This is a genomic window from Vibrio sp. 10N.261.55.A10 (assembly GCF_041470825.1).
GTDB lineage: Bacteria > Pseudomonadota > Gammaproteobacteria > Enterobacterales > Vibrionaceae > Vibrio > Vibrio crassostreae_C.
Genome location: NZ_JBFRNC010000003.1, coordinates 25307 through 45413, shown reverse-complemented (window position 1 = coordinate 45413; position 20107 = coordinate 25307). Strand labels below are relative to the sequence as shown.

At 43.9% G+C, this 20107-nt stretch carries 17 protein-coding genes; 9 read left to right on the top strand and 8 right to left on the bottom strand.

All coding sequences use genetic code 11. From position 1 onward, the window contains the following. Window positions 1-79 precede the first annotated feature (79 nt). Together pgm and seqA are read right to left on the bottom strand one after the other, a co-directional pair. The gene (gene pgm, locus AB4274_RS00490; protein WP_061019537.1) at window positions 80-1726 is read right to left on the bottom strand and encodes a phosphoglucomutase (alpha-D-glucose-1,6-bisphosphate-dependent); all 1647 of its coding nucleotides are present in this window, start codon (window positions 1724-1726) and stop codon (window positions 80-82) included. A gap of 92 nt (window positions 1727-1818) precedes the next feature. Then, entirely contained in the window at window positions 1819-2358 is a 540-nt protein-coding gene (gene seqA, locus AB4274_RS00485) for a replication initiation negative regulator SeqA (RefSeq protein ID WP_019820493.1), read from the bottom strand. 93 nt (window positions 2359-2451) lie between these two features. On the opposite strand from seqA, the gene AB4274_RS00480 reads away from it, so the two are divergent. The 3 genes from AB4274_RS00480 (at window position 2452) to fldA (ending at window position 4132) form a co-directional block, all read left to right on the top strand. Continuing rightward, on the top strand, window positions 2452-3213 hold the full coding sequence (locus AB4274_RS00480) for an alpha/beta fold hydrolase (RefSeq protein WP_372110639.1): 762 nt from the start codon (window positions 2452-2454) through the stop codon (window positions 3211-3213). A gap of 108 nt (window positions 3214-3321) precedes the next feature. Then, window positions 3322-3540, top strand: coding sequence for a DUF2788 domain-containing protein (locus AB4274_RS00475; RefSeq protein ID WP_004737900.1), 219 nt, complete (start codon window positions 3322-3324; stop codon window positions 3538-3540). Between the two features lie 58 nt (window positions 3541-3598). After that, window positions 3599-4132: a flavodoxin FldA gene (fldA, locus tag AB4274_RS00470; RefSeq protein WP_010436745.1), complete on the top strand. Its 534-nt coding sequence runs from the start codon at window positions 3599-3601 to the stop codon at window positions 4130-4132. Between the two features lie 96 nt (window positions 4133-4228). Here the strand turns inward: fldA and AB4274_RS00465 are convergent, their stop codons facing one another. Beyond that, entirely contained in the window at window positions 4229-4735 is a 507-nt protein-coding gene (locus AB4274_RS00465) for a DUF4442 domain-containing protein (RefSeq protein ID WP_017061955.1), read from the bottom strand. A 207-nt stretch (window positions 4736-4942) separates the two neighbouring features. Between AB4274_RS00465 and fcrX the strand changes: the two genes are divergently transcribed. Then, window positions 4943-5392 (top strand): ferric iron uptake transcriptional regulator FcrX, encoded by a 450-nt coding sequence (gene fcrX / locus AB4274_RS00460; protein ID WP_048606469.1) that lies wholly within the window; start codon window positions 4943-4945, stop codon window positions 5390-5392. Window positions 5393-5540: 148 nt separating this feature from the next. Here fcrX and glnS read toward each other — a convergent pair whose 3' ends face one another. Both glnS and nagE read right to left on the bottom strand, forming a co-directional pair. After that, window positions 5541-7208, bottom strand: coding sequence for a glutamine--tRNA ligase (gene glnS, locus AB4274_RS00455; protein ID WP_017063407.1), 1668 nt, complete (start codon window positions 7206-7208; stop codon window positions 5541-5543). 299 nt (window positions 7209-7507) lie between these two features. After that, the gene (gene nagE / locus AB4274_RS00450) at window positions 7508-9058 is read right to left on the bottom strand and encodes an N-acetylglucosamine-specific PTS transporter subunit IIBC (protein WP_372110541.1); all 1551 of its coding nucleotides are present in this window, start codon (window positions 9056-9058) and stop codon (window positions 7508-7510) included. Between the two features lie 475 nt (window positions 9059-9533). Between nagE and nagA the strand changes: the two genes are divergently transcribed. The 4 genes from nagA (at window position 9534) to asnB (ending at window position 15463) form a co-directional block, all read left to right on the top strand. After that, a complete protein-coding gene (nagA, locus tag AB4274_RS00445) occupies window positions 9534-10670 on the top strand; it encodes an N-acetylglucosamine-6-phosphate deacetylase (protein ID WP_137001203.1) in 1137 nt (378 codons plus the stop codon). Between the two features lie 2 nt (window positions 10671-10672). Further along, window positions 10673-11887 carry an ROK family protein gene (locus AB4274_RS00440; RefSeq protein ID WP_017062194.1) on the top strand — a complete coding sequence of 405 codons (1215 nt, stop codon included), beginning with the start codon at window positions 10673-10675 and terminating at the stop codon, window positions 11885-11887. A gap of 83 nt (window positions 11888-11970) precedes the next feature. After that, window positions 11971-13557, top strand: coding sequence for a cation:proton antiporter family protein (locus tag AB4274_RS00435; protein WP_017062195.1), 1587 nt, complete (start codon window positions 11971-11973; stop codon window positions 13555-13557). A 235-nt stretch (window positions 13558-13792) separates the two neighbouring features. Next, window positions 13793-15463 (top strand): asparagine synthase B, encoded by a 1671-nt coding sequence (gene asnB / locus AB4274_RS00430; RefSeq protein WP_017062196.1) that lies wholly within the window; start codon window positions 13793-13795, stop codon window positions 15461-15463. Between the two features lie 78 nt (window positions 15464-15541). Here asnB and rfaH read toward each other — a convergent pair whose 3' ends face one another. Continuing rightward, the gene (gene rfaH, locus AB4274_RS00425) at window positions 15542-16048 is read right to left on the bottom strand and encodes a transcription/translation regulatory transformer protein RfaH (protein ID WP_017068990.1); all 507 of its coding nucleotides are present in this window, start codon (window positions 16046-16048) and stop codon (window positions 15542-15544) included. Between the two features lie 501 nt (window positions 16049-16549). Here rfaH and AB4274_RS00420 point away from each other — a divergent pair. Further along, entirely contained in the window at window positions 16550-17935 is a 1386-nt protein-coding gene (locus AB4274_RS00420; RefSeq protein WP_102393253.1) for a peptide MFS transporter, read from the top strand. 90 nt (window positions 17936-18025) lie between these two features. Here the strand turns inward: AB4274_RS00420 and hemH are convergent, their stop codons facing one another. Both hemH and adk read right to left on the bottom strand, forming a co-directional pair. Further along, window positions 18026-18988 (bottom strand): ferrochelatase, encoded by a 963-nt coding sequence (gene hemH / locus AB4274_RS00415; RefSeq protein ID WP_372051541.1) that lies wholly within the window; start codon window positions 18986-18988, stop codon window positions 18026-18028. A 277-nt stretch (window positions 18989-19265) separates the two neighbouring features. Further along, window positions 19266-19910, bottom strand: a complete 645-nt coding sequence (gene adk / locus AB4274_RS00410; protein ID WP_017062200.1) for an adenylate kinase — start codon at window positions 19908-19910, stop codon at window positions 19266-19268. Window positions 19911-20107: the final 197 nt, after the last annotated feature.

The following is a 20107-nucleotide window of genomic DNA, read 5'->3' as shown; positions in this document are numbered from 1 at the left end:
TAACACAAACAAAAAGGGCTGATGCTTTCACATCAACCCTTCTTCTATTTACGTAGCAACTCTAGTAATCGAGATTCGATTATAGGCCAGCCGCTGCAAATACTTGGTTCACAATCTCTTGAGCTTCTGCTTCGATTGCTTTCAGGTGCTCTTCACCCTTAAAGCTTTCACAGTAGATCTTGTAGATGTCTTCAGTGCCTGATGGACGAGCAGCAAACCAGCCGTTCTCAGTTGTCACTTTCAGGCCACCAATCGCAGCACCGTTACCTGGAGCGTGTGTTAAGCGTGCAGTAATTGCATCGCCAGCCAGCGTCTCAGCAGAAACCATCTCTGGAGATAGCTTTTTAAGTACGTCTTTTTGTGCGCCATTTGCTACCGCTTGAATACGGTTGTACTTAGATTCACCGTGTTTAGCGGCAAGCTCTTCGTAGTATTCTTGTGGGTTCTTACCTGTCACAGCTGTGATCTCAGCCGCAAGTAAGCAAAGAATCAGGCCATCTTTATCTGTTGACCAAGGCGTACCGTCTTTACGTAGGAAAGAAGCACCTGCACTCTCTTCACCACCAAAACCAAACTGGCCGTTGTATAGACCATCAACGAACCATTTGAAACCAACTGGCACTTCACAAAGTTCGCGACCTAAGTCAGCAACAACACGGTCAATCAATGCGCTTGATACTAATGTCTTACCAACAGCAACGTCTTTACCCCAACCTTCACGGTTACGGTATAGGTAATCAATACAAACCGCTAAGAAGTGGTTTGGATTCATCAAGCCTTTAGGTGTCACGATGCCGTGGCGATCGTAATCTGGGTCGTTACCAAACGCTAGAGCGTACTCGTCTTTAAGCGCCAGTAAGCCTGCCATTGCGTATGGAGAAGAACAGTCCATACGAACCACGCCATCTTTATCTAGAGACATGAATTGGAATGAAGGGTCAACCGCTTCACTTACCAGAGTAAGATCTAGATTGTACGCTTTACCAATTTGACGCCAGTAATCAATACCGCTGCCACCCAGTGGATCAACACCAATCTTGATGTTTGCTTTCTGGATCGCTTCCATATCAACGACGTTAACCAAATCAGCGACGTATGGCGCCACTAGGTCGACTTCTTTTACTAGATCAGACTGTTTAGCCTGTGCGATAGGCGTACGCTTAACACCTTGCATTTGCTCAGCAATGATCACGTTCGCACGGTCTTCAATCGCTTGAGTCAATTCAGCTTCAGCTGGGCCACCGTGTGTCGGGTTGTATTTAATACCGCCGTCTTGAGGTGGGTTATGTGAAGGCGTGATAACAATGCCGTCGGCTTTTTTGTCATTCACTAGGTTATGCGTAAGAATCGCGTGCGAGATACCCGGTGTTGGAGTAAAGCCGTTGTTTTCTTGAATAATAACTTCAACACCGTTCGCTACAAGCACTTCGATAACCGTAGAGAACGCAGGCTCAGATAGCGCGTGAGTATCTTTACCTAAGAAAAGAGGGCCAGTAGTACCTTGCTCGGCACGAACTTCAGCAACCGCTTGTGCAATTGCTAGAATGTGATTTTCGTTAAATGTTGATTTGTCTGCTGTACCGCGGTGACCTGAAGTACCGAAAAGTACTTTATGATCTGGGTTCGTAGCATCCGGTTGCTGTAAGAAATAGTTAGCAACTAAAGCCGGGATATTATGAAGATCTTCCTGCTGAGCTTTCTGCCCAGCACGAGGGTGCATAGCCATTTTTCGACATCCTTATATATAAAATTTAAAAACAAAAAAACCTCATAATATCTTCTTATCCATGGATATTATGAGGTTTAAATCAGATTTCGTTAAATTGAACCTGTTACTTTTTCTATCAATTCTGCTTGGAAACTCATGCGGCTCATAAGCTGCTCAACCATCTGTCTTTTTCGGCTTGTATTGTTATTAGTAATAACCCAAAAAGGACTTTGTGGAATAGCTTTAGGCTTAGTCGTGTTGCCGTTTGCTAGCAACGTCGCTTCGTTATCTGCAAAGTAAACGCGCTTACGGCCTTTTACTTGAGTTGCTTCTGAAAAGCTTAAAGGGTCGATTTTATGCAGTGTTGATAACACAAGCATGAAACGATCAATGGCTTTCTTTAGTGATGCAAACTCATCTGATATTAGTAGTGAGCGCATTTCTTTAACGCCATCGAACTTCTCTGGAGTAAAGCCTACCTCTTTGCTAACAACGATACCTTTTGGCTCAACGATCTCTTCGATCGGAGCCATGCCTTGGCTATCAACCTGTAACAAGCGGCGCAGAATATCTGAAGCGCTTTCGCCAATACGTTCTGTCTGACCCGCAATAAAACGGTATAGGTCCTCATCAACCTCAATTGTTTTCATTCGCTTTTCACAATCTCAATGTTTAAACTCTGGGGGATTATAGCGAGATCCGCGCGGATACTCTACGTCAAACCCACCATGAATAAGATAAAAATGTCAGTACAGCTCAACTATAAAATTGAAGGTGAGGGTCACACCATTGTTTTGATCCATGGATTATTCGGTAATCTGGACAACCTTGGCTTGCTCGCTAGGGATCTAAAAGCCGATCATCAGGTACTTAGTATCGATCTCCGCAACCACGGTCAATCCTTCCATAGTGACACTCATAACTATCAAGCGATGGCACAAGACGTGGCTCAACTGCTGCATGATCTTAAGTTAAAAGACGTCACTGTGATTGGTCACTCGATGGGTGGCAAAGTAGCGATGGCACTGACACAGCACCTTGCACTGCAAAAGTTGATTGTCTTGGATATGGCTCCGGTCGCGTACACTCAGAGTCGCCACGACAACGTATTCGCAGGCCTGCAAGCCGTGATAGAAGAAAAGCCGACTTCACGCTCAGACGCACTCAAGATTCTCGCAAAACATATCGAGATCGATGGCGTTCGCCAGTTTTTAACCAAATCTTTGTTCAAAACAGAGCAAGGCATTATGGAGTGGCGCTTTAACGTCGCATCACTGCTCGCTAATTACGCGCACATCATTGGCTGGGAACCGATCGAGAAAACCTCGGTCAAAACCTTACTCATAAAAGGTGGGGATTCTGATTACCTCACCGCAGAACATCAAGCAGCCGTTCAACAGCAATTTTCTAATGCAAAAGCGCACGTCATTGCCAACACCGGTCACTGGCTGCATGCTGAAAAACCAGCAGAAGTACTTCGAGCAATTAGAAAATTCATCGCTTAACTGCGCTTTTTCGTGCAGATAAATGAGAGCTGTGTAATTACTGCAGATTAACTTTATCTCACAACAGTGATATAGTGCGCCCAAGCAAAATTGGTATATAAGGTTCCCATGCTTTACGACTACATGAACATCATCGAATCTGTTGGTTTAGATCTCCTGTTTGCCGCGATTTTCTTTTTAATCGGTATGGCAATTAAGGACGTTCTCAAGCAGGGAAATGTTCCTCCATTTGGTCGTCGCATCGTATGGTTAGTACTTTTCCTTGGCTGTGCGGGTTTTATCGCCAAAGGGATAATCCAACTAAGCTGGGAAGGAACTGGGATCTAACGATTCTCTTCCGAACTTTATTACACCGACAACAGACAAAATGAAAGGTAATGATTCTATGGCAAGTGTAGGTCTCTTCTTTGGTAGCGATACAGGTAACACTGAAGCTGTTGCTAAGATGATTCAAAAGCAATTGAGCAAACAGCTCGTTCACGTTCAAGACATTGCAAAAAGCAGCAAAGAAGATATCGATAACTTCGATCTACTGCTGCTTGGTATCCCTACGTGGTACTACGGCGAAGCACAATGTGATTGGGATGACTTTTTCCCAGAGCTAGAAGCTATTGATTTCTCAACTAAGCTTGTTGCTATCTTTGGTTGTGGCGACCAAGAAGATTACGCAGAATACTTCTGTGATGCTATGGGTACTATCCGTGACATCGTTGAAGCGAAAGGCGGTACTATCCTAGGTCACACATCAACTGAAGGCTACGAATTCGAAGCATCGAAAGGTTTAGTTGAAGGCGATGACAGCCAATTCGTTGGTCTATGTATCGATGAAGACCGTCAACCTGAGCTAACTGATGAGCGCGTATCTAACTGGGTTAAACAAATCCACGAAGAGATGTGCCTAGCAGAGCTAGAAGACTAATTCTCTAGTGGTTGTTAATTGTTACAGTTAATAACCATTATGTAGATATGAAAAAACCTCCTTATAGGAGGTTTTTTGCTATTTAAAATCTATTAATTAGCACTCAGCCTCTAATGCTTCATCATCATCTCTAAATTGCGGCTTCTTTCTTACATAGAGGGTGCGTTGAATTTCTGAAACCACATTACCCTGCTTATCTTTCACGTGAATAATAAATTCGGGGAAACACTTTTCACCGAGTTGCGTCTGACGATAGATATCGTCAAGCTGCCCTTGCCTTATCTCAAAATCTGCATACAAGTCCGATTGCCCCGGCTTGATGAAGTTAATGCTCGCTTCTTTATCCCAAACATAATATCGTTCACCTAAAATTCCCATTAACATCAATGAGTAAACGGGATCGGTAAGAGAAAAGATACTGCCGCCATATTGAGTACGATTGGCGTTCTTATTCCACCAGCGTAGCTTAAGTACTGTCTTAACAACCCTAAAGTCAGTGCTAATGTGGGCTATTCGAATACCCGCTCCCCAGAAGGGAGGCCAAATATTAAGAGCAAATTTTACAATGTTGGGTTTATATATTTTTGCGAGTTGCTTATTCATAACAACATTCCATGTTCATATCAGAAACACCGTCACCTTGACTGGTCGTACCTCCACTATAAGTGAGATACTTCCAATTTACAAAACAGATTGTGATGTCAGTAAGTAACCCTTTGAAGTTCGTGGTTTATTGTTATGCCTGACTAAACTATAATGGTATTAATATTGAATTCTGTTAATTGCTGCAGATCATCAACAGGAAAGTATATGTCAGACAATAATCAAGCGCTAAAAGATGCAGGTCTTAAAGTGACCCTTCCACGGCTCAAAATTTTAGAAGTATTACAACAGCCAGACTGCCAACATATTAGTGCTGAAGATTTATATAAGAAGCTGATCGACCTAGGTGAAGAAATCGGTCTTGCAACCGTTTATCGAGTACTTAACCAATTCGATGACGCTGGCATTGTAACTCGTCACCACTTCGAAGGCGGCAAGTCTGTATTTGAACTTTCTACACAGCACCACCACGACCACCTTGTATGTTTAGATTGTGGCGAAGTGATCGAATTCTCTGATGACATCATCGAAGAAAGACAGAAAGAGATTGCTCAGCGTTACAACGTGCAACTAACAAACCACAGTTTGTACTTGTACGGCAAAAGCATTAGCGGAGATTGCAAAGGCAATCCAGACGCGCATAAAGCGAAGAAGTAATACAGAACGCTGGCTTAGGCCGGCGTTTTTTATATGGCCCTACATAAGTACGATCTCCGATACTTATCCCATATTATTCAGACACAAAAAAACCGGCTCTAAGCCGGTTTTTTATTGGGTCGCTTTTAACAAACTAAGCACTCAAGCATTAAGCTTCAGTTTTACCCCAAGTGTCACGTAGACCAACCGTACGGTTGAAGACTAGTGCGTCTGCTTTAGAGTCTTTCGAATCCACACAGAAGTAACCTGTACGTTCAAATTGGTACGCTTGTTCTGCCACACCTTCTGCTAAGCTAGGTTCAACAAAACCATTTAGCGTAACAAGTGATTCAGGGTTTAGCGTTGCAGCGAAGTCATCAGCAGCGGCTGGGTTTGGCACTGTGAATAGACGATCGTACAAACGAATCTCAGCAGGTAATGCTTTATCAGCAGATACCCAGTGGATAACGCCTTTCACTTTGCGGCCATCTGCAGGGTTCTTACCCAATGTTTCATTGTCGTAAGAACAGAAGATAGTCGTAATGTTGCCTTCTGCATCTTTTTCGATACGTTCAGCTTTGATCACGTAAGCACCACGCAGGCGAACTTCTTTACCTAGAACCAAACGCTTGTACTTCTTGTTTGCTTCTTCACGGAAGTCGTCACGTTCAATCCAAACTTCGCGTGTAAATGGAACTTCACGAGTACCCATTTCTGGCTTGTTCGGGTGGTTTGCAACCGTTAGCGTTTCTACTGTATCTGCTTCGTAGTTTTCGATAACGATCTTAACTGGATCCAGAACAGCCATTGCACGAGGTGCATTTTCGTTCAGATCATCACGGATGCAAGATTCAAGTGAACCGAACTCAATCATGTTCTCTTGCTTAGTTACACCAATACGCTTACAGAATTCACGAATCGAGCTTGAAGTAAAACCACGACGACGTAGGCCAGAAATAGTAGGCATGCGTGGGTCATCCCAACCTTGAACTAGGTTTTCAACCACAAGTTGGTTCAGCTTACGCTTAGACATCACTGTATATTCAAGATTCAGGCGGCTAAACTCGTACTGACGAGGTTGGCAGTCAATCGTGATGTTATCTAGAACCCAATCGTACAAACGACGGTTATCTTGGAATTCAAGCGTACAGATAGAGTGCGTAATACCTTCCAGCGCATCAGAGATACAGTGAGTAAAGTCGTACATTGGGTAAATGCACCACTTGTCAGCCGTTTGATGGTGGTGAGCAAAACGAACACGGTAGATAACAGGATCGCGCATAACCATGAACGAAGAGCTCATGTCGATCTTAGCACGTAGACACGCTTTACCTTCTTCGAAGCCACCGTCACGCATTTTTTCAAACAACGCTAGGTTCTCTTCTGGGCTGCGGTCACGGTATGGGCTCGCTTTACCTGGCTCTTTTAGCGTGCCACGGTACTCACGGATTTGATCAGGACTTAGCTCGTCAACATACGCTAAGCCTTTATTAATTAATTCCACAGCATAAGCGTAAAGCGTATCGAAGTAGTTTGATGAGTAGCAAATATCACCAGACCATTCGAAGCCTAACCAGCTTACATCATTCTTAATTGACTCAACGTATTCAACGTCTTCTTTTTCAGGGTTTGTATCATCGAAACGAAGATTACATTGTCCCTGGTAGTCCTGAGCAATACCAAAGTTCAAGCAAATAGATTTAGCGTGACCAATGTGCAGGTAGCCATTTGGCTCCGGCGGGAAACGAGTATGCACGCTACTGTGTGTACCATCCGCTAAATCTTTATCAATAATTTGGCGAATGAAATTCGATGGACGAGCCTCAGCTTCACTCATCTATAGCACCTCTATGTATTTAGTATTGTCAGAGAAAGTTATCTTTCGTCCCCAAGAAAACGGTCGCTTATAGCGCCAGTCAAAGATAGAAAGATCATTGTTGCTAATCATCCACAATTCTTAGCCTTTGCACAATAAGAACCGTCCGTTAATTGCGATTATTTCTGCTATTCGATGAAGAATAGAACGAACCGTGTTCGCTGGTCTTAAACTGCAGGCACAAAAAAGCCTCCCATGTGGGAGGCTTTCAATTTGACACTTACTTAAGAGTAACTTTACGTCTTAATTAAGTACTTCCCTTACTGTGGAAGTTTTACATCAGATAGGTCTTCGCCTGCACCAATAGCTTTCATTTCGCCAGCTACGATTTCAGCTAGTGGGCCTAGGATAACCTGTAGGTTGTTTTCACCTAGTTTAACCACACCTTTAGCACCAAGTTTCTTAAGAACAACTTCATCTGCAACAGAGCGGTCTTTAAGAGTTAGACGTAGACGAGTGATACAAGCGTCGATTGAAGTTAGGTTGTCGTGACCACCTAGAGCTTTCAGGTATTGACGTGCAAGGTCGCCCTTTGGTGCTTCGCCAGCAGGAGCTGCAACAGCTTCGTCATCATCTTCACGACCTGGCGATTTCAAGTTGAAAGCGCGGATTGCGAAAGAGAAAGTGAAGAAGTATAGAGCACCGAAGCCAAGACCGATTAGTAGTAGTACGAATGGTTTAGTTGCTAGACCCCAGTTCAATACGAAGTCGATAAGACCAGCAGAGAAACCGAAACCGTGCAGAGTACCAAACATGTTAGCAACTACTAGAGACAAACCTGTAAATACAGCGTGCATTGCGTATAGAGCAGGAGCTAGGAATACGAACATGAATTCTAGCGGCTCTGTGATACCTGTTAGGAATGAACAGAATGCAACTGAGAATAGTGCGCCACCAACTTGGCTACGTTTTTCAGCAGGAGCAGCTAGGTACATTGCAAGTGCAGCACCTGGTAGACCGAACATCATTACTGGGAAGAAACCGTTCATGAATACGCCAGCGCCTTTATCGCCGCCGAAGAAACGGTGTAGGTCGCCAGATTTAACTGTTTCAGTTACTTCTTTAACAGTTGCAACAATTTCTGGGTTAACTGAGTTAGCAAATTCAAATGTGTACTCTTGACCAACAACTAAAGTTTTAGCTAGTGCAGGGTCAACACAAAGTTGAGAGAAGCCTTCTGCAACAACTACGATCTCTTGACAAGAGCCCATACCGAACCAGAAGTACGAGTTCAGTACATGGTGTAGACCTACTGGGATAAGTGCACGGTTAAGAGTACCGTAAACAAATTGACCGATAGCGCCAGACGTTGAAACTGCGTGAGCAAGTGCATCTAGACCAGATTGAACAGCAGGCCATACAACACCAAAGATTGCGCCAGCAACTAGAGCAAATAGACCAGCCATAATAGGAACTAGACGTTTGCCAGAGAAGAATGCTAGCCACTCTGGAAGACGAGTCGCGTGGAATGCATTGTAAGAGTGACCTGCGATGATACCTGCAAAGATACCGCCGAAGAATGACATATTTACACTAGCATCGATGTTTGTTGCGGTTGCTGTCAGAACAAAGTAAGCAACTGCACCAGCAAGACCTGCTGCGCCGTTACCGTCTTTAGAAAGACCAATAGCTATACCCAAACCAAACAATAATGGTAGTTGACTGAAGATTGCGTTACCAGCAGATGCCATGAATGCGATATCGAGTAAGTCTGGTTGACCCAGACGTAGCAGCAATGCCGCAATCGGAAGCGTTGCGATTGGTAGCATTAACGCCTTACCAAGCTTCTGCGCATATCCTAGAATATTCACCAGTTGTTTCCCCCTATAGGATTTTTTAGAATTCGTTTGAGAAACTTATTTTAGTCGCTCAATTTAGTCCTATTCAGTGTATTCAATTAATTTTGCTCCGCAAATTAAAACCTTACCATTTGTGATCCTAATCACCAGTTTTTACCAAATCCAGAGGTTTTTGCTAGCGAGATCATAAAACTTATTTTATCATTCAAAAAAATGAACATTTATGGATAAAATCCAAATCTAATCATTAGGCAAAAAGATGGTAACTCCGGGCTTATAGAGCACCGTGAATAATCATTATTGATGGACCTAAATGTATAATAAAAATCAATTGTTCATATGTTTTTCAACAACTTAAATCGCTTCTCATTTTGAAGCCGTTTGCCCATAAAAGATAAATCGTTACGTAAATGATGCTCGCAAACTAAGTCCGCATTTAGGTAACGAACGAATTTAAAAGATCTCACGAAATAAGGATTAGCTGACTATGTACGCGCTAAGTAACTGTAAAATTTACACTGGTAGTGATGTTCTAACCGATCATGCTGTTGTAATCGAAAACGAACTGATCAAAAAAGTCTGTCCTATCTCTGAATTGCCAGAAGGAATCGAGCTTCGCGACCTAGACGGAGCAAACCTAAGCCCAGGTTTCATTGACCTACAACTGAATGGTTGTGGCGGTGTAATGCTTAACGATGAGATCACTGCAGAAACCATGCAGATCATGCACAAAGCAAACCTGAAATCTGGCTGTACTAGCTTCCTACCAACGCTTATCACCTCTTCAGACGAAGATATGCGTGCGGTTATTACGGCAGCTCGTGAATACCATAACCAGTACCAAAACCAATCTTTAGGTCTGCACCTTGAAGGCCCTTACCTAAACGTTGTGAAAAAAGGCATCCATAGCGTCGATCACATTCGTAAATCTGACAACGAAATGATTGAGCTTATCTGTGAGAACCGTGACCTTGTTGCAAAAGTAACATTGGCTCCAGAGCTTAACGACCCTGAACACATCGAACGCCTGCACAAAGCTGGCGTTGTCGTTTCTATCGGCCACACCAACGCAACTTACGCAGAAGCGCGTCAAGGTTTCGAATCTGGTATCACGTTCGCCACTCACCTGTTCAATGCAATGACGCCGATGGTTGGTCGTGAGCCTGGCGTTGTTGGCGCGATTTACGATACTCCTGAGGTTTACGCTGGCATTATTGCCGACGGCTTCCACGTTGATTACGCAAACATCAGAATTGCGCATAAAATCAAGGGAGAAAAGTTGGTATTAGTGACGGATGCCACAGCTCCTGCAGGTGCTGACATGGAATACTTTATTTTTGTCGGTAAGAAAGTATATTACCGTGATGGTAAGTGTGTTGATGAAAACGGCACACTGGGCGGCTCAGCTCTGACTATGATTGAAGCAGTTCAGAATACAGTTGAGCACGCTGGTATCGCTTTAGACGAAGCTCTTCGCATGGCTACGCTATACCCAGCTACGGCTATCGGTGTAGAAAGCAAGCTAGGTCGAATCAAAAAAGGCATGGTTGCAAACCTAGCTGTATTTGACCGAGACTTTAACGTTAAAGCGACTGTTGTTAACGGACAATACGAGCACAATTAAGTATGAATGGCGGACAAATAGGTAACGTAGACTTAGTTAAACAACTAAACAGTGCGGCGGTATACCGACTTATAGACCAACAGGGGCCTATCAGTCGTATACAAGTGGCTGATGTAAGCCAACTCGCACCGGCAAGTGTTACAAAAATTACCCGCCAACTTTTAGAGCGCGGCCTAATTAAAGAGGTTGCGCAGCAAGCGTCTACTGGCGGTAGACGCGCTATCTCCCTAACCACAGAAGTAGAGCCTTTTCATTCTGTTGCTGTGCGTTTGGGTCGAGACTACATTCAAATAAGCCTGCATGACCTTGGTGGTCGTGAATTGGCTTTCCAACAGCAAGACCTGAATTATTCAGACCAATCAGACCTTACCCAAGGCTTGGTCAATAACCTCAAAGCTTTCATTGCTGAGCATCAACCAAAGATCGATCAACTGATTGCTATTGGTGTCACGCTTCCAGGCTTGGTTAACCCAACGACCGGTGTTGTTGAGTACATGCCGAATACCGACATCGATAACCTCGCATTAAGCGACATTATTCGCGATACATTCCATGTTGCTTGTTTTGTTGGTAACGATGTTCGTGGAATGGCGCTTGCTGAGCACTACTTCGGTGCAAGTAAAGATAGCCAAGATTCTATTTTGGTCAGTGTTCACCGTGGTACAGGTGCAGGTATTATCGTTAATGGTCAGGTTTTCCTAGGTCATAACCGTAATGTGGGTGAAATTGGTCATATCCAAATTGATCCGCTAGGCGAGCAATGCCAATGTGGTAACTTCGGCTGTCTTGAAACAGTAGCGGCAAACCCAGCTATCGTTGAACGCGTGCAGAAGCTGATTAAACAAGGCTATGAGTCTTCTTTAACAGAGCTTGAGCATATTACGATTCAAGACGTTTGTGACCACGCGATTAATGGTGATGAGCTAGCCAAGCAAAGCTTAGTTCGAGTAGGAAACCAGTTAGGTAAGGCTATCGCGATGACGATTAACTTATTTAACCCTCAAAAAGTTATCATTGCTGGTGATATTACCAAGGCACAAGAGATTGTTTTTCCTGCAATTAAGCGCAATGTAGAGAATCAGTCGTTAACGACTTTCCATAGCGGCCTGCCTATTGTAGCATCACAGATCGATAAACATCCTACGATGGGAGCTTTTGCTATGATTAAGCGCGCCATGCTTAACGGCGTGTTACTGCAGAAGCTTCTCGAAGACTAGAGAAAACAATTCTGATTTTCCGCGGGCCGTGTTTGTATAAACACGGCCCGTTTTTTTAAGCTAGGGAACTACAACAACAAGTTATGGAACTTATATTAATATCCACTGCGTTTATCGCAGGATTTATTGCTTTAAAGTGTCACCTTCCCCCATTAGTTGGTTTTTTGGTTGCAGGCTTTGGGCTTTTTGCCTTTGGCTTTGAAACCAATGACACCATCATTACTTTAGCTGACCTTGGTGTCACGCTGCTTCTATTTACTATCGGCTTAAAGCTCGATATCAAAACCCTACTCTCTAAAGAGATCTGGGCTGGCGCGACAATCCACAACCTTTTGTCCACTCTGTTTTTCGCCGTCGCCCTGTTTGGCTTTAAGTTCTTAGGTATTTCATCGCTAGCTGCCATGTCGGTAGAACAGATCGTTCTGCTCGGTTTTGCTCTTTCATTCTCTAGTACTGTATTTGCGGTTAAGACTCTGCAAGAGAAAGGCGAAATGAATGCGACCTACGGAACGTTAGCGATTGGTATATTGGTCATGCAGGATATCTTCGCCGTAGTATTCTTAACGGCTTCTACGGGCAAAATACCTGAGTGGTATGCAATTGCTCTGTTTGCCCTACCCTTATTACGCCCACTGTTCTACAAAGTGCTCGATTGGGTTGGTCACGGTGAGATGCTGGTTCTTTCCGGCATCTTCTTCGCATTAGTCGTCGGTGCTGGTTTATTCCATTTGGTTGGTGTGAAACCAGATTTGGGGGCTCTTGTTCTAGGTATGTTACTTGCTGGTCACCCAAAAGCCTCAGAATTATCAAAGTCGCTGTTTAACCTTAAAGAACTTTTCCTTGTCTGTTTCTTCTTGAATATTGGTCTGTCAGAGCAACCAACCATTCAAGGCTTTATGCTCGCAATCTTGTTCTTGCTGATGCTGCCAGTGAAAGGTGTTCTCTACTTCTTGGTACTCAACCGCTTCAAGTTCCGTGTTCGAACGTCTCTACTTGCCTCACTATCACTGTTTAACTATAGCGAGTTTGGCCTCATCGTTGGTGGTCTCGCCTTCAAGATGGGTTGGATGTCGGGTGATATCTTAGTTGCCGTTGCCATTGCAGTTTCACTGTCTTTTCTAATCGCTGCTCCTTTAAACCGAGCTGGTCATAAGCTTTATCAGCAGTCAGGTAAATGGCTAAAAGAGCATGCGTCAGAAAAGCTTCACCGACGTGATAAGCGAATTGACCCTGGTCGTGCCCAAGTGCTTATTCTAGGTATGGGCCGAATTGGTACCGGTGCTTATGACGAATTACGTACTCGCTATGGCAAGGTCAGCCTAGGTGTAGAAGTGCGTGAAGAAGCCGCGCACAACCACAGAAGCCAAGGCAGAAACGTGATTTCTGGCGACGCGACTGACCCAGATTTCTGGGAGCGAATTCTAGATACAGCAAACGTAAAGCTGGTGATTTTGGCAATGCCTCACCACCAAGGTAATCAAACCGCTTTAGAACAATTAAAGTCACGTAACTTTAAAGGCCAAATTGCGGCTATTGCTGAATATCCCGATCAACTCGAAACACTGAAAGAGAATGGCGTTGATGCGGCATTTAACATTTACAGCGAGGCTGGTAGTGGTTTTGCTCGCCACGTTTGCGAACAGTTAAATCCAAATATCAATAAAATCTAGTATTAGACAGTGTTCAACTAAACCTCTCAAAACTGCCTATTTTTCGCACTTTTGAGAGGTTTTTGTTTAAAAAACCAACCGCAATTAAACATCACACACCAAAAGCACATAAAAATTAGATAATTTCTAACATAACACCCTTTATATTATTTTTTTGCTCACATCCGGTTGCTTTTTTTAGCCAGAATGGCAAATTGAATGCAGTTGATTTGGAAATTATTTAAAAGGAAGTTCTATGTGTTCAGTATTTGGCATTCTCGACATTAAAAGTGATGCCGCAGCACTTCGCCCTATTGCTTTAGAAATGTCTAAGAAGCTTCGTCACCGTGGTCCAGACTGGTCTGGTATCTATGCTGGTGAAAAAGCAATCCTTGCTCATGAACGTCTTGCTATTGTTGGCTTGAACAGTGGTGCTCAACCACTATACAGTCAAGACAAAAAGCACATTCTTGCAGTAAACGGTGAAATTTATAACCACAAAGAACTTCGTGCACGCTATGAAGATAAGTACCAGTTCCAGACTGATTCTGACTGTGAAGTTATCCTAGCGCTATACCAAGAGATGGGTGCAGACCTTCTAGAAGAGCTTAACGGTATTTTCGCATTCGTTTTATACGACGAAGAGAAAGACGAGTACCTAGTGGGCCGCGACCATATTGGTATCATCCCGCTTTACCAAGGTTACGATGAGCACGGCAACTACTACGTGGCTTCAGAGATGAAAGCATTGGTTGAAGTATGTAAGACGATCAGTGAATTCCCTCCAGGTAGCTTCTACTCTTCGAAAGATGCTGAACCTCAACGCTACTACATCCGCGATTGGAACGAGTACGCTGCGGTACAAGGCAACAGCACAAGCAAAGAAGAACTGACTGAAGCGCTAGAAGCAGCCGTTAAACGTCAACTAATGACTGACGTTCCTTACGGTGTACTTCTATCTGGTGGCCTGGATTCATCAATTACTTCAGCAGTTGCAAAACGCTTTGCGGCAATGCGTATCGAAGATGATGAGCAATCTGAAGCTTGGTGGCCACAACTGCACTCGTTCGCTGTTGGTCTTGAAGGCGCACCAGACCTTATCGCTGCTCGTGAAGTTGCGGACAAGATCGGAACTGTGCACCATGAGATGACTTACACTATTCAGGAAGGCCTAGACGCAATCCGTGACGTTATCTACCATATCGAAACTTACGATGTAACGACGATTCGTGCATCAACGCCAATGTACTTGCTGGCTCGTAAGATCAAAGCGATGGGCATCAAGATGGTACTTTCAGGTGAAGGTGCTGATGAAATCTTTGGTGGTTACCTGTACTTCCATAAAGCGCCAAACGCGAAAGAGTTCCACGAAGAGACAGTACGTAAACTGCTTGCTCTAAGCATGTTCGACTGTGCTCGTGCAAACAAATCGCTAGCGGCATGGGGTGTTGAAGGCCGTGTACCATTCTTGGATAAAGAGTTCATCGATGTCGCAATGCGTCTGAACCCTGAAGATAAGATGTGCGGTAACGGTAAGATGGAGAAACACATCCTGCGTGAGTGTTTTGAAGACTACCTACCAGATTCAATCGCATGGCGTCAAAAAGAGCAGTTCTCTGATGGTGTTGGCTACGATTGGATTGATACATTGAAAGCAACGGCTGAAGCAAAAGTAACGGATCAACAAATGGAAGCTGCTAAGTTCCGTTTCCCTTACAACACGCCAACAACCAAAGAAGGTTATGCTTACCGTGAAATCTTTGAGGAGCTATTCCCTCTAGAATCTGCGGCAGAGTGTGTACCTGGTGGTCCTTCAGTTGCTTGTTCATCAGCGAAAGCGATTGAGTGGGATGAGTCATTCAAAAACTGTGTCGACCCATCAGGCCGTGCAGTACAAGCCGTTCACAACGATGCTTACAACGCTTAGAGCGTTTTGAACAAATCCTAAAGACTAAAAAAGGCGCATTATGCGCCTTTTGTTTTAAGCCTATTTTTATTACTGCAGTTATGCGCGAGCTTGTAGTGCTTCGTTCTCAATACTGATTGGAACGACTTGGCTGATCATTTTCACCAGCATAATCGATCGAGCCTCACCGTCTTTCTGATCGAAAATAGCTTCAACCCCAGCAAATTGGCCACTCTGAATCTTAACTACCTGTCCAGATTCAAACTCAACACAACAATCTTCCACTTCGTTACTGCAGCACTTCTCAAACTCTTTAAGTTCAAACACCAAGTCTCCTTGGACCTCGTGCGGCAGTGAACCGAACTTAATAAAGTCCACAACGCCACGTGTTGAACGAACGGTCGTGAAGCTAGGACCTTGCTCATAGTCGAAGCGAACAAAGATGTAAGACGGAAACAGCGGTTCTTTGACCTGCTTTTCTTTCCCTCTCACCACCTTTTCGACTTCTATTTGAGGGTAAAAGCACTCTACCCCCTGATTCTCTAAGTGCTGCTGAGCGCGTTTTTGATCACCACGCTTACAGTAAAGCAAATACCAACGTTTCATTTGACTAGCCATTTTATATTTTTAGATATTTTACCACATGCCTAAAACGGTTAAATCACCATTAATAAAATGAATCGTTGCTAACGAAAAATAATGCGTAGCAGACCAATTTATCAACAAAAAGTTATAGGTGTCGGAGTGGTTAAGCATTGTACAGAGATCATTTAGAGATCAAAAGACTCATTGTTGTAAGCATATGTATGCCCCACCTAATGCGCATGCCACTCCCTTAAAACTCAAAATGATACACCAGAGCAATATATCTAAAGATTTTAATTCAACACAACTTTAATGAAGGTTATTAACCAACCAACTCAAATCTGGAAAATTAGTTTGCAGCACATCTAAAATGGGCAACATTAAAAATAAAGATATTTAATATCAACATCTTAGTTAAACCAAGTTGTCGTGACCATAAAATAAGTCTATTGCAGACTTTTATCCCACTGTGTATACATGAATGACTATAAAATCTTTTAATACCTAAAATTAGTAAAACTTATGCCAAGCAACCACAACATCTTTGGCCACCCTAGAGGCCTATTTCTACTTTTTAGCACAGAGCTATGGGAACGTTTCTCTTACTATGCGATGCGTGCCATCCTTGTCTTATTTTTGACTGACACTACCCTCAACGGTGGACTGGGTTGGTCAACGAAAGACGCACTCGATCTCTACGGTATTTACACCGGCTTAGTCTACATCACACCATTAATTGGTGGCTGGATTGCCGATAACTACCTAGGTCAGCGTAAATCAATTATGATTGGCGGTGTATTGATGGCACTTGGCCAATTTACAATGGCTCTACCTAACGGCTTCATCGGTTTAGACCAAGTGAACGCGCTGTACCTTGGTTTAGCTCTGCTAATCAGTGGTAACGGTATGTTTAAGCCGAACATCTCAACCATGGTTGGCGATCTGTACCAAGAAGGCGATAACCGCCGTGACGGTGCTTTCACCATTTTCTACATGGGCATCAACTTAGGTGCGCTGCTTGGTGGCTTAATTTCAGGTGCTGCTGTCGATTCATTCGGTTGGAAAGCAGGTTTCCTAGCCGCTGGTATTGGTATGGTTATTAGCTTGATCATGCAAGTGACAATGGCTCAGTCTTGGTTGGGCAACATCGGTTCTGTACCTGCTGCTGCAAGAGCGAAAGCACTAAACAAATCTAAAGAAAAAGCGCCACTGACCAAAGAAGAGTTCGACAGACTAAAAGTGATTCTTATCATGGGTCTGTTCGTGATTGTTTTCTGGGCGGGCTTTGAACAAGCTGGCGGCCTAATGAACATCTACACTCAACAATATACTGACCGTATGATTGGTGGCTTTGAAGTTCCTGCTGCGTGGTTCCAATCTTTGAACCCATTCTTCATCATTACACTTGCTCCAATCATTGCTGCGTTCTGGGTGAAACTGGGTAAGCGTGAACCCAACTCTCCTGTTAAGTTTGCAATGGCATTGTTCTTCTTAGCACTGGGCTTTGTGTGCATGATGGGCGCGGTAATGGAGCAAGGCGGTGACCTAACCGTGAAAACATCAATGCTATGGCTAGTCGGTGCTTTCTTCTTCCATACCCTTGGTGAGCTTTGTCTATCGCCTATTGGCCTGTCGTTGGTCACTAAGTTAGCTCCGCTTCGCCTAGCATCATTGATGATGGGTGCATGGTTTGGCTTCAATGCGGTGGCAAACTACGTGGCAGGCCTGGTCGGTTCTCACGTTGGTGAGCTTGGTGCTATGTCAATCTTCAGTGGTATTGCTATCACAGCAACGGTGAGTGCCATATTACTGCTGCTTTGTGCTGGTAAGCTTGTATCATGGATGCATGGTGTAGAAACCAACATGACGCTTGAAGCAGAACCAAAAGCAGAAACTTCGGTCGCTTAATAGCTAGATCGATTTCAAGAAGAAACATCAAGATCAAAAAGGGCTGCTCAATGAGCAGCCCTTTTGTTATCTATTCAATCGCCATATCAGTTAGCGATGAAGCGCCACTAGTTCAGCCATCATGTCGATGTGTGAGTCTCTGTCGTTCAGACACATAATGTAGCTAAAGTCCGAACCACCAGCGTCAATGAACGTCTCTTTACACTGGTCTGAAATCTCTTCCAACGTTTCCAAACAGTCAACCGAAAAGGCAGGTGCCATGATGTCGATCTTCTTGATGCCTTTACTCGGCAGTGACTCAAGTGTCTCATCAGTGTATGGCTTCAACCACTCTTCTCGACCAAATCGCGATTGGTATGTCATGGTGATATCGTCCGCTAACAAACCTAACTCTGCCGCAAGCAGCTTTGTTGTCGCTTCACAATGCTGAGGGTAGATATCGCCTTCATCAGCCAGTCGCTTCGGAATACCGTGGAAAGAACACACTAAATGATCGGCTCTGCCATTTTTATCCCAATGACTGCGGACGCTTTCAGCCAATGCTTTTGCATAGCTTGGGTGCGCGTAGTAGTCGCGAATAAAGCGATAGCTCGGGATAACTGGCATCTGCTTAAAGGCTTTGGTCAAACCATCAGAAACCGCCGCTGTGGTTGTGCCAGAGTACTGCGGATACAGAGGCAGTACGATGATGTCCTCAACGCCCTGCTCCATCAGTTGCTCAACACCAGCCTTTAGGCTTGGGTTGCCATAGGTCATACCCAGTGCAACAGGCATCTCTAGTTTTTTCTGGAGCTTTTCAGCTTGTCTTTGAGAGTACACAAGCAGTGGTGAGCCCTCATCCATCCAGACAGACTGATACAGCTTAGCAACTTTAGGCGAGCGAATCGGTAAAATCACGCCATGTAATATAGGACACCAAAGCCAACGCGTTAGGTTTACAACTCGCTTGTCGTGTAAGAATTCACTCAAAAATCGACGAATGCCAGCGGGGGTCGCCGCATCTGGCGTTCCTAAGTTCACCAGTAAAACGCCCTGCTTTTTATTATTTTCCATAGATACCTGAGACCAATATGTGATTTTCTGGAAAGTAATATACTAATCTGCATAAGTTTAAGATCATTGCGCCTCAATGAAAGTCTGAATAATCATTCTTCATATGAGATACACAACATCCACTCTCAATTGCTAGCCACTGCCATCGGGTCTGAACCGTTCTGAATCATGTGCAATCAAGTTATATAGATTGGTATCGTACTAAAAATTGAAACAAAAAAAGCGACCCTTAAGGTCGCTTCCAATATATCAAATTCTAAAACTGGCTGTTAGCCAATTATGCTAGTGCTTTCTCAAGTTCTGCACTAACTTCAGCAACTTGCTTAGTACCGTCAAACTTAAGGTACTGAGTGTTACCTGCTTCAGCTTCTTTACCGTAGTAAGAGATTAGCGGAGCTGTTTGATCGTGGTATACACCTAGACGTGCACGAACTGTTTCTTCTTTGTCGTCATCACGTACCACTAGGTCTTCACCCGTTACGTCATCTTTACCTTCTTCTTTAGGCGGATTGTACACAGTGTGGTATGTACGACCAGAAGGAAGGTGAGCACGACGACCAGCCATACGCTCAACAATCACATCGTCAGCTACGTCAAATTCAACAACGTAATCAACAGCGATGCCCATTTCTTTTAGGCCATCAGCTTGTGGGATTGTGCGTGGGAAACCGTCTAGTAGGAAACCTTTCTCACAGTCATCTTGAGCGATACGCTCTTTGATAAGACCAAGGATAATTTCATCAGAAACTAGCTGACCAGCGTCGATTACTGATTTTGCTTGCTTACCAAGCTCAGTACCCGCTTTGATAGCAGCACGTAGCATGTCACCAGTTGAAATTTGAGGGATACCAAATTTGTTCATGATGAAGTTAGCTTGAGTACCTTTACCCGCGCCAGGAGCACCTAGAAGAATGATGCGCATGTTTAATCCTCTTATAAAATTATGATTTATACCGAAGCTCACTATCCCTCCATTCTTGCTCATTTTTAGGATGAACAGAAAGCGTTAAGTAACCATTGAGGCTAAGCAAAACTGTGAACAGAAGCAAAACGGTAAGTTTCGGTATAACGTTTAAAAATCATACAACTGGAGATAGTTGCTTCTTAGCCCCAGCTGAT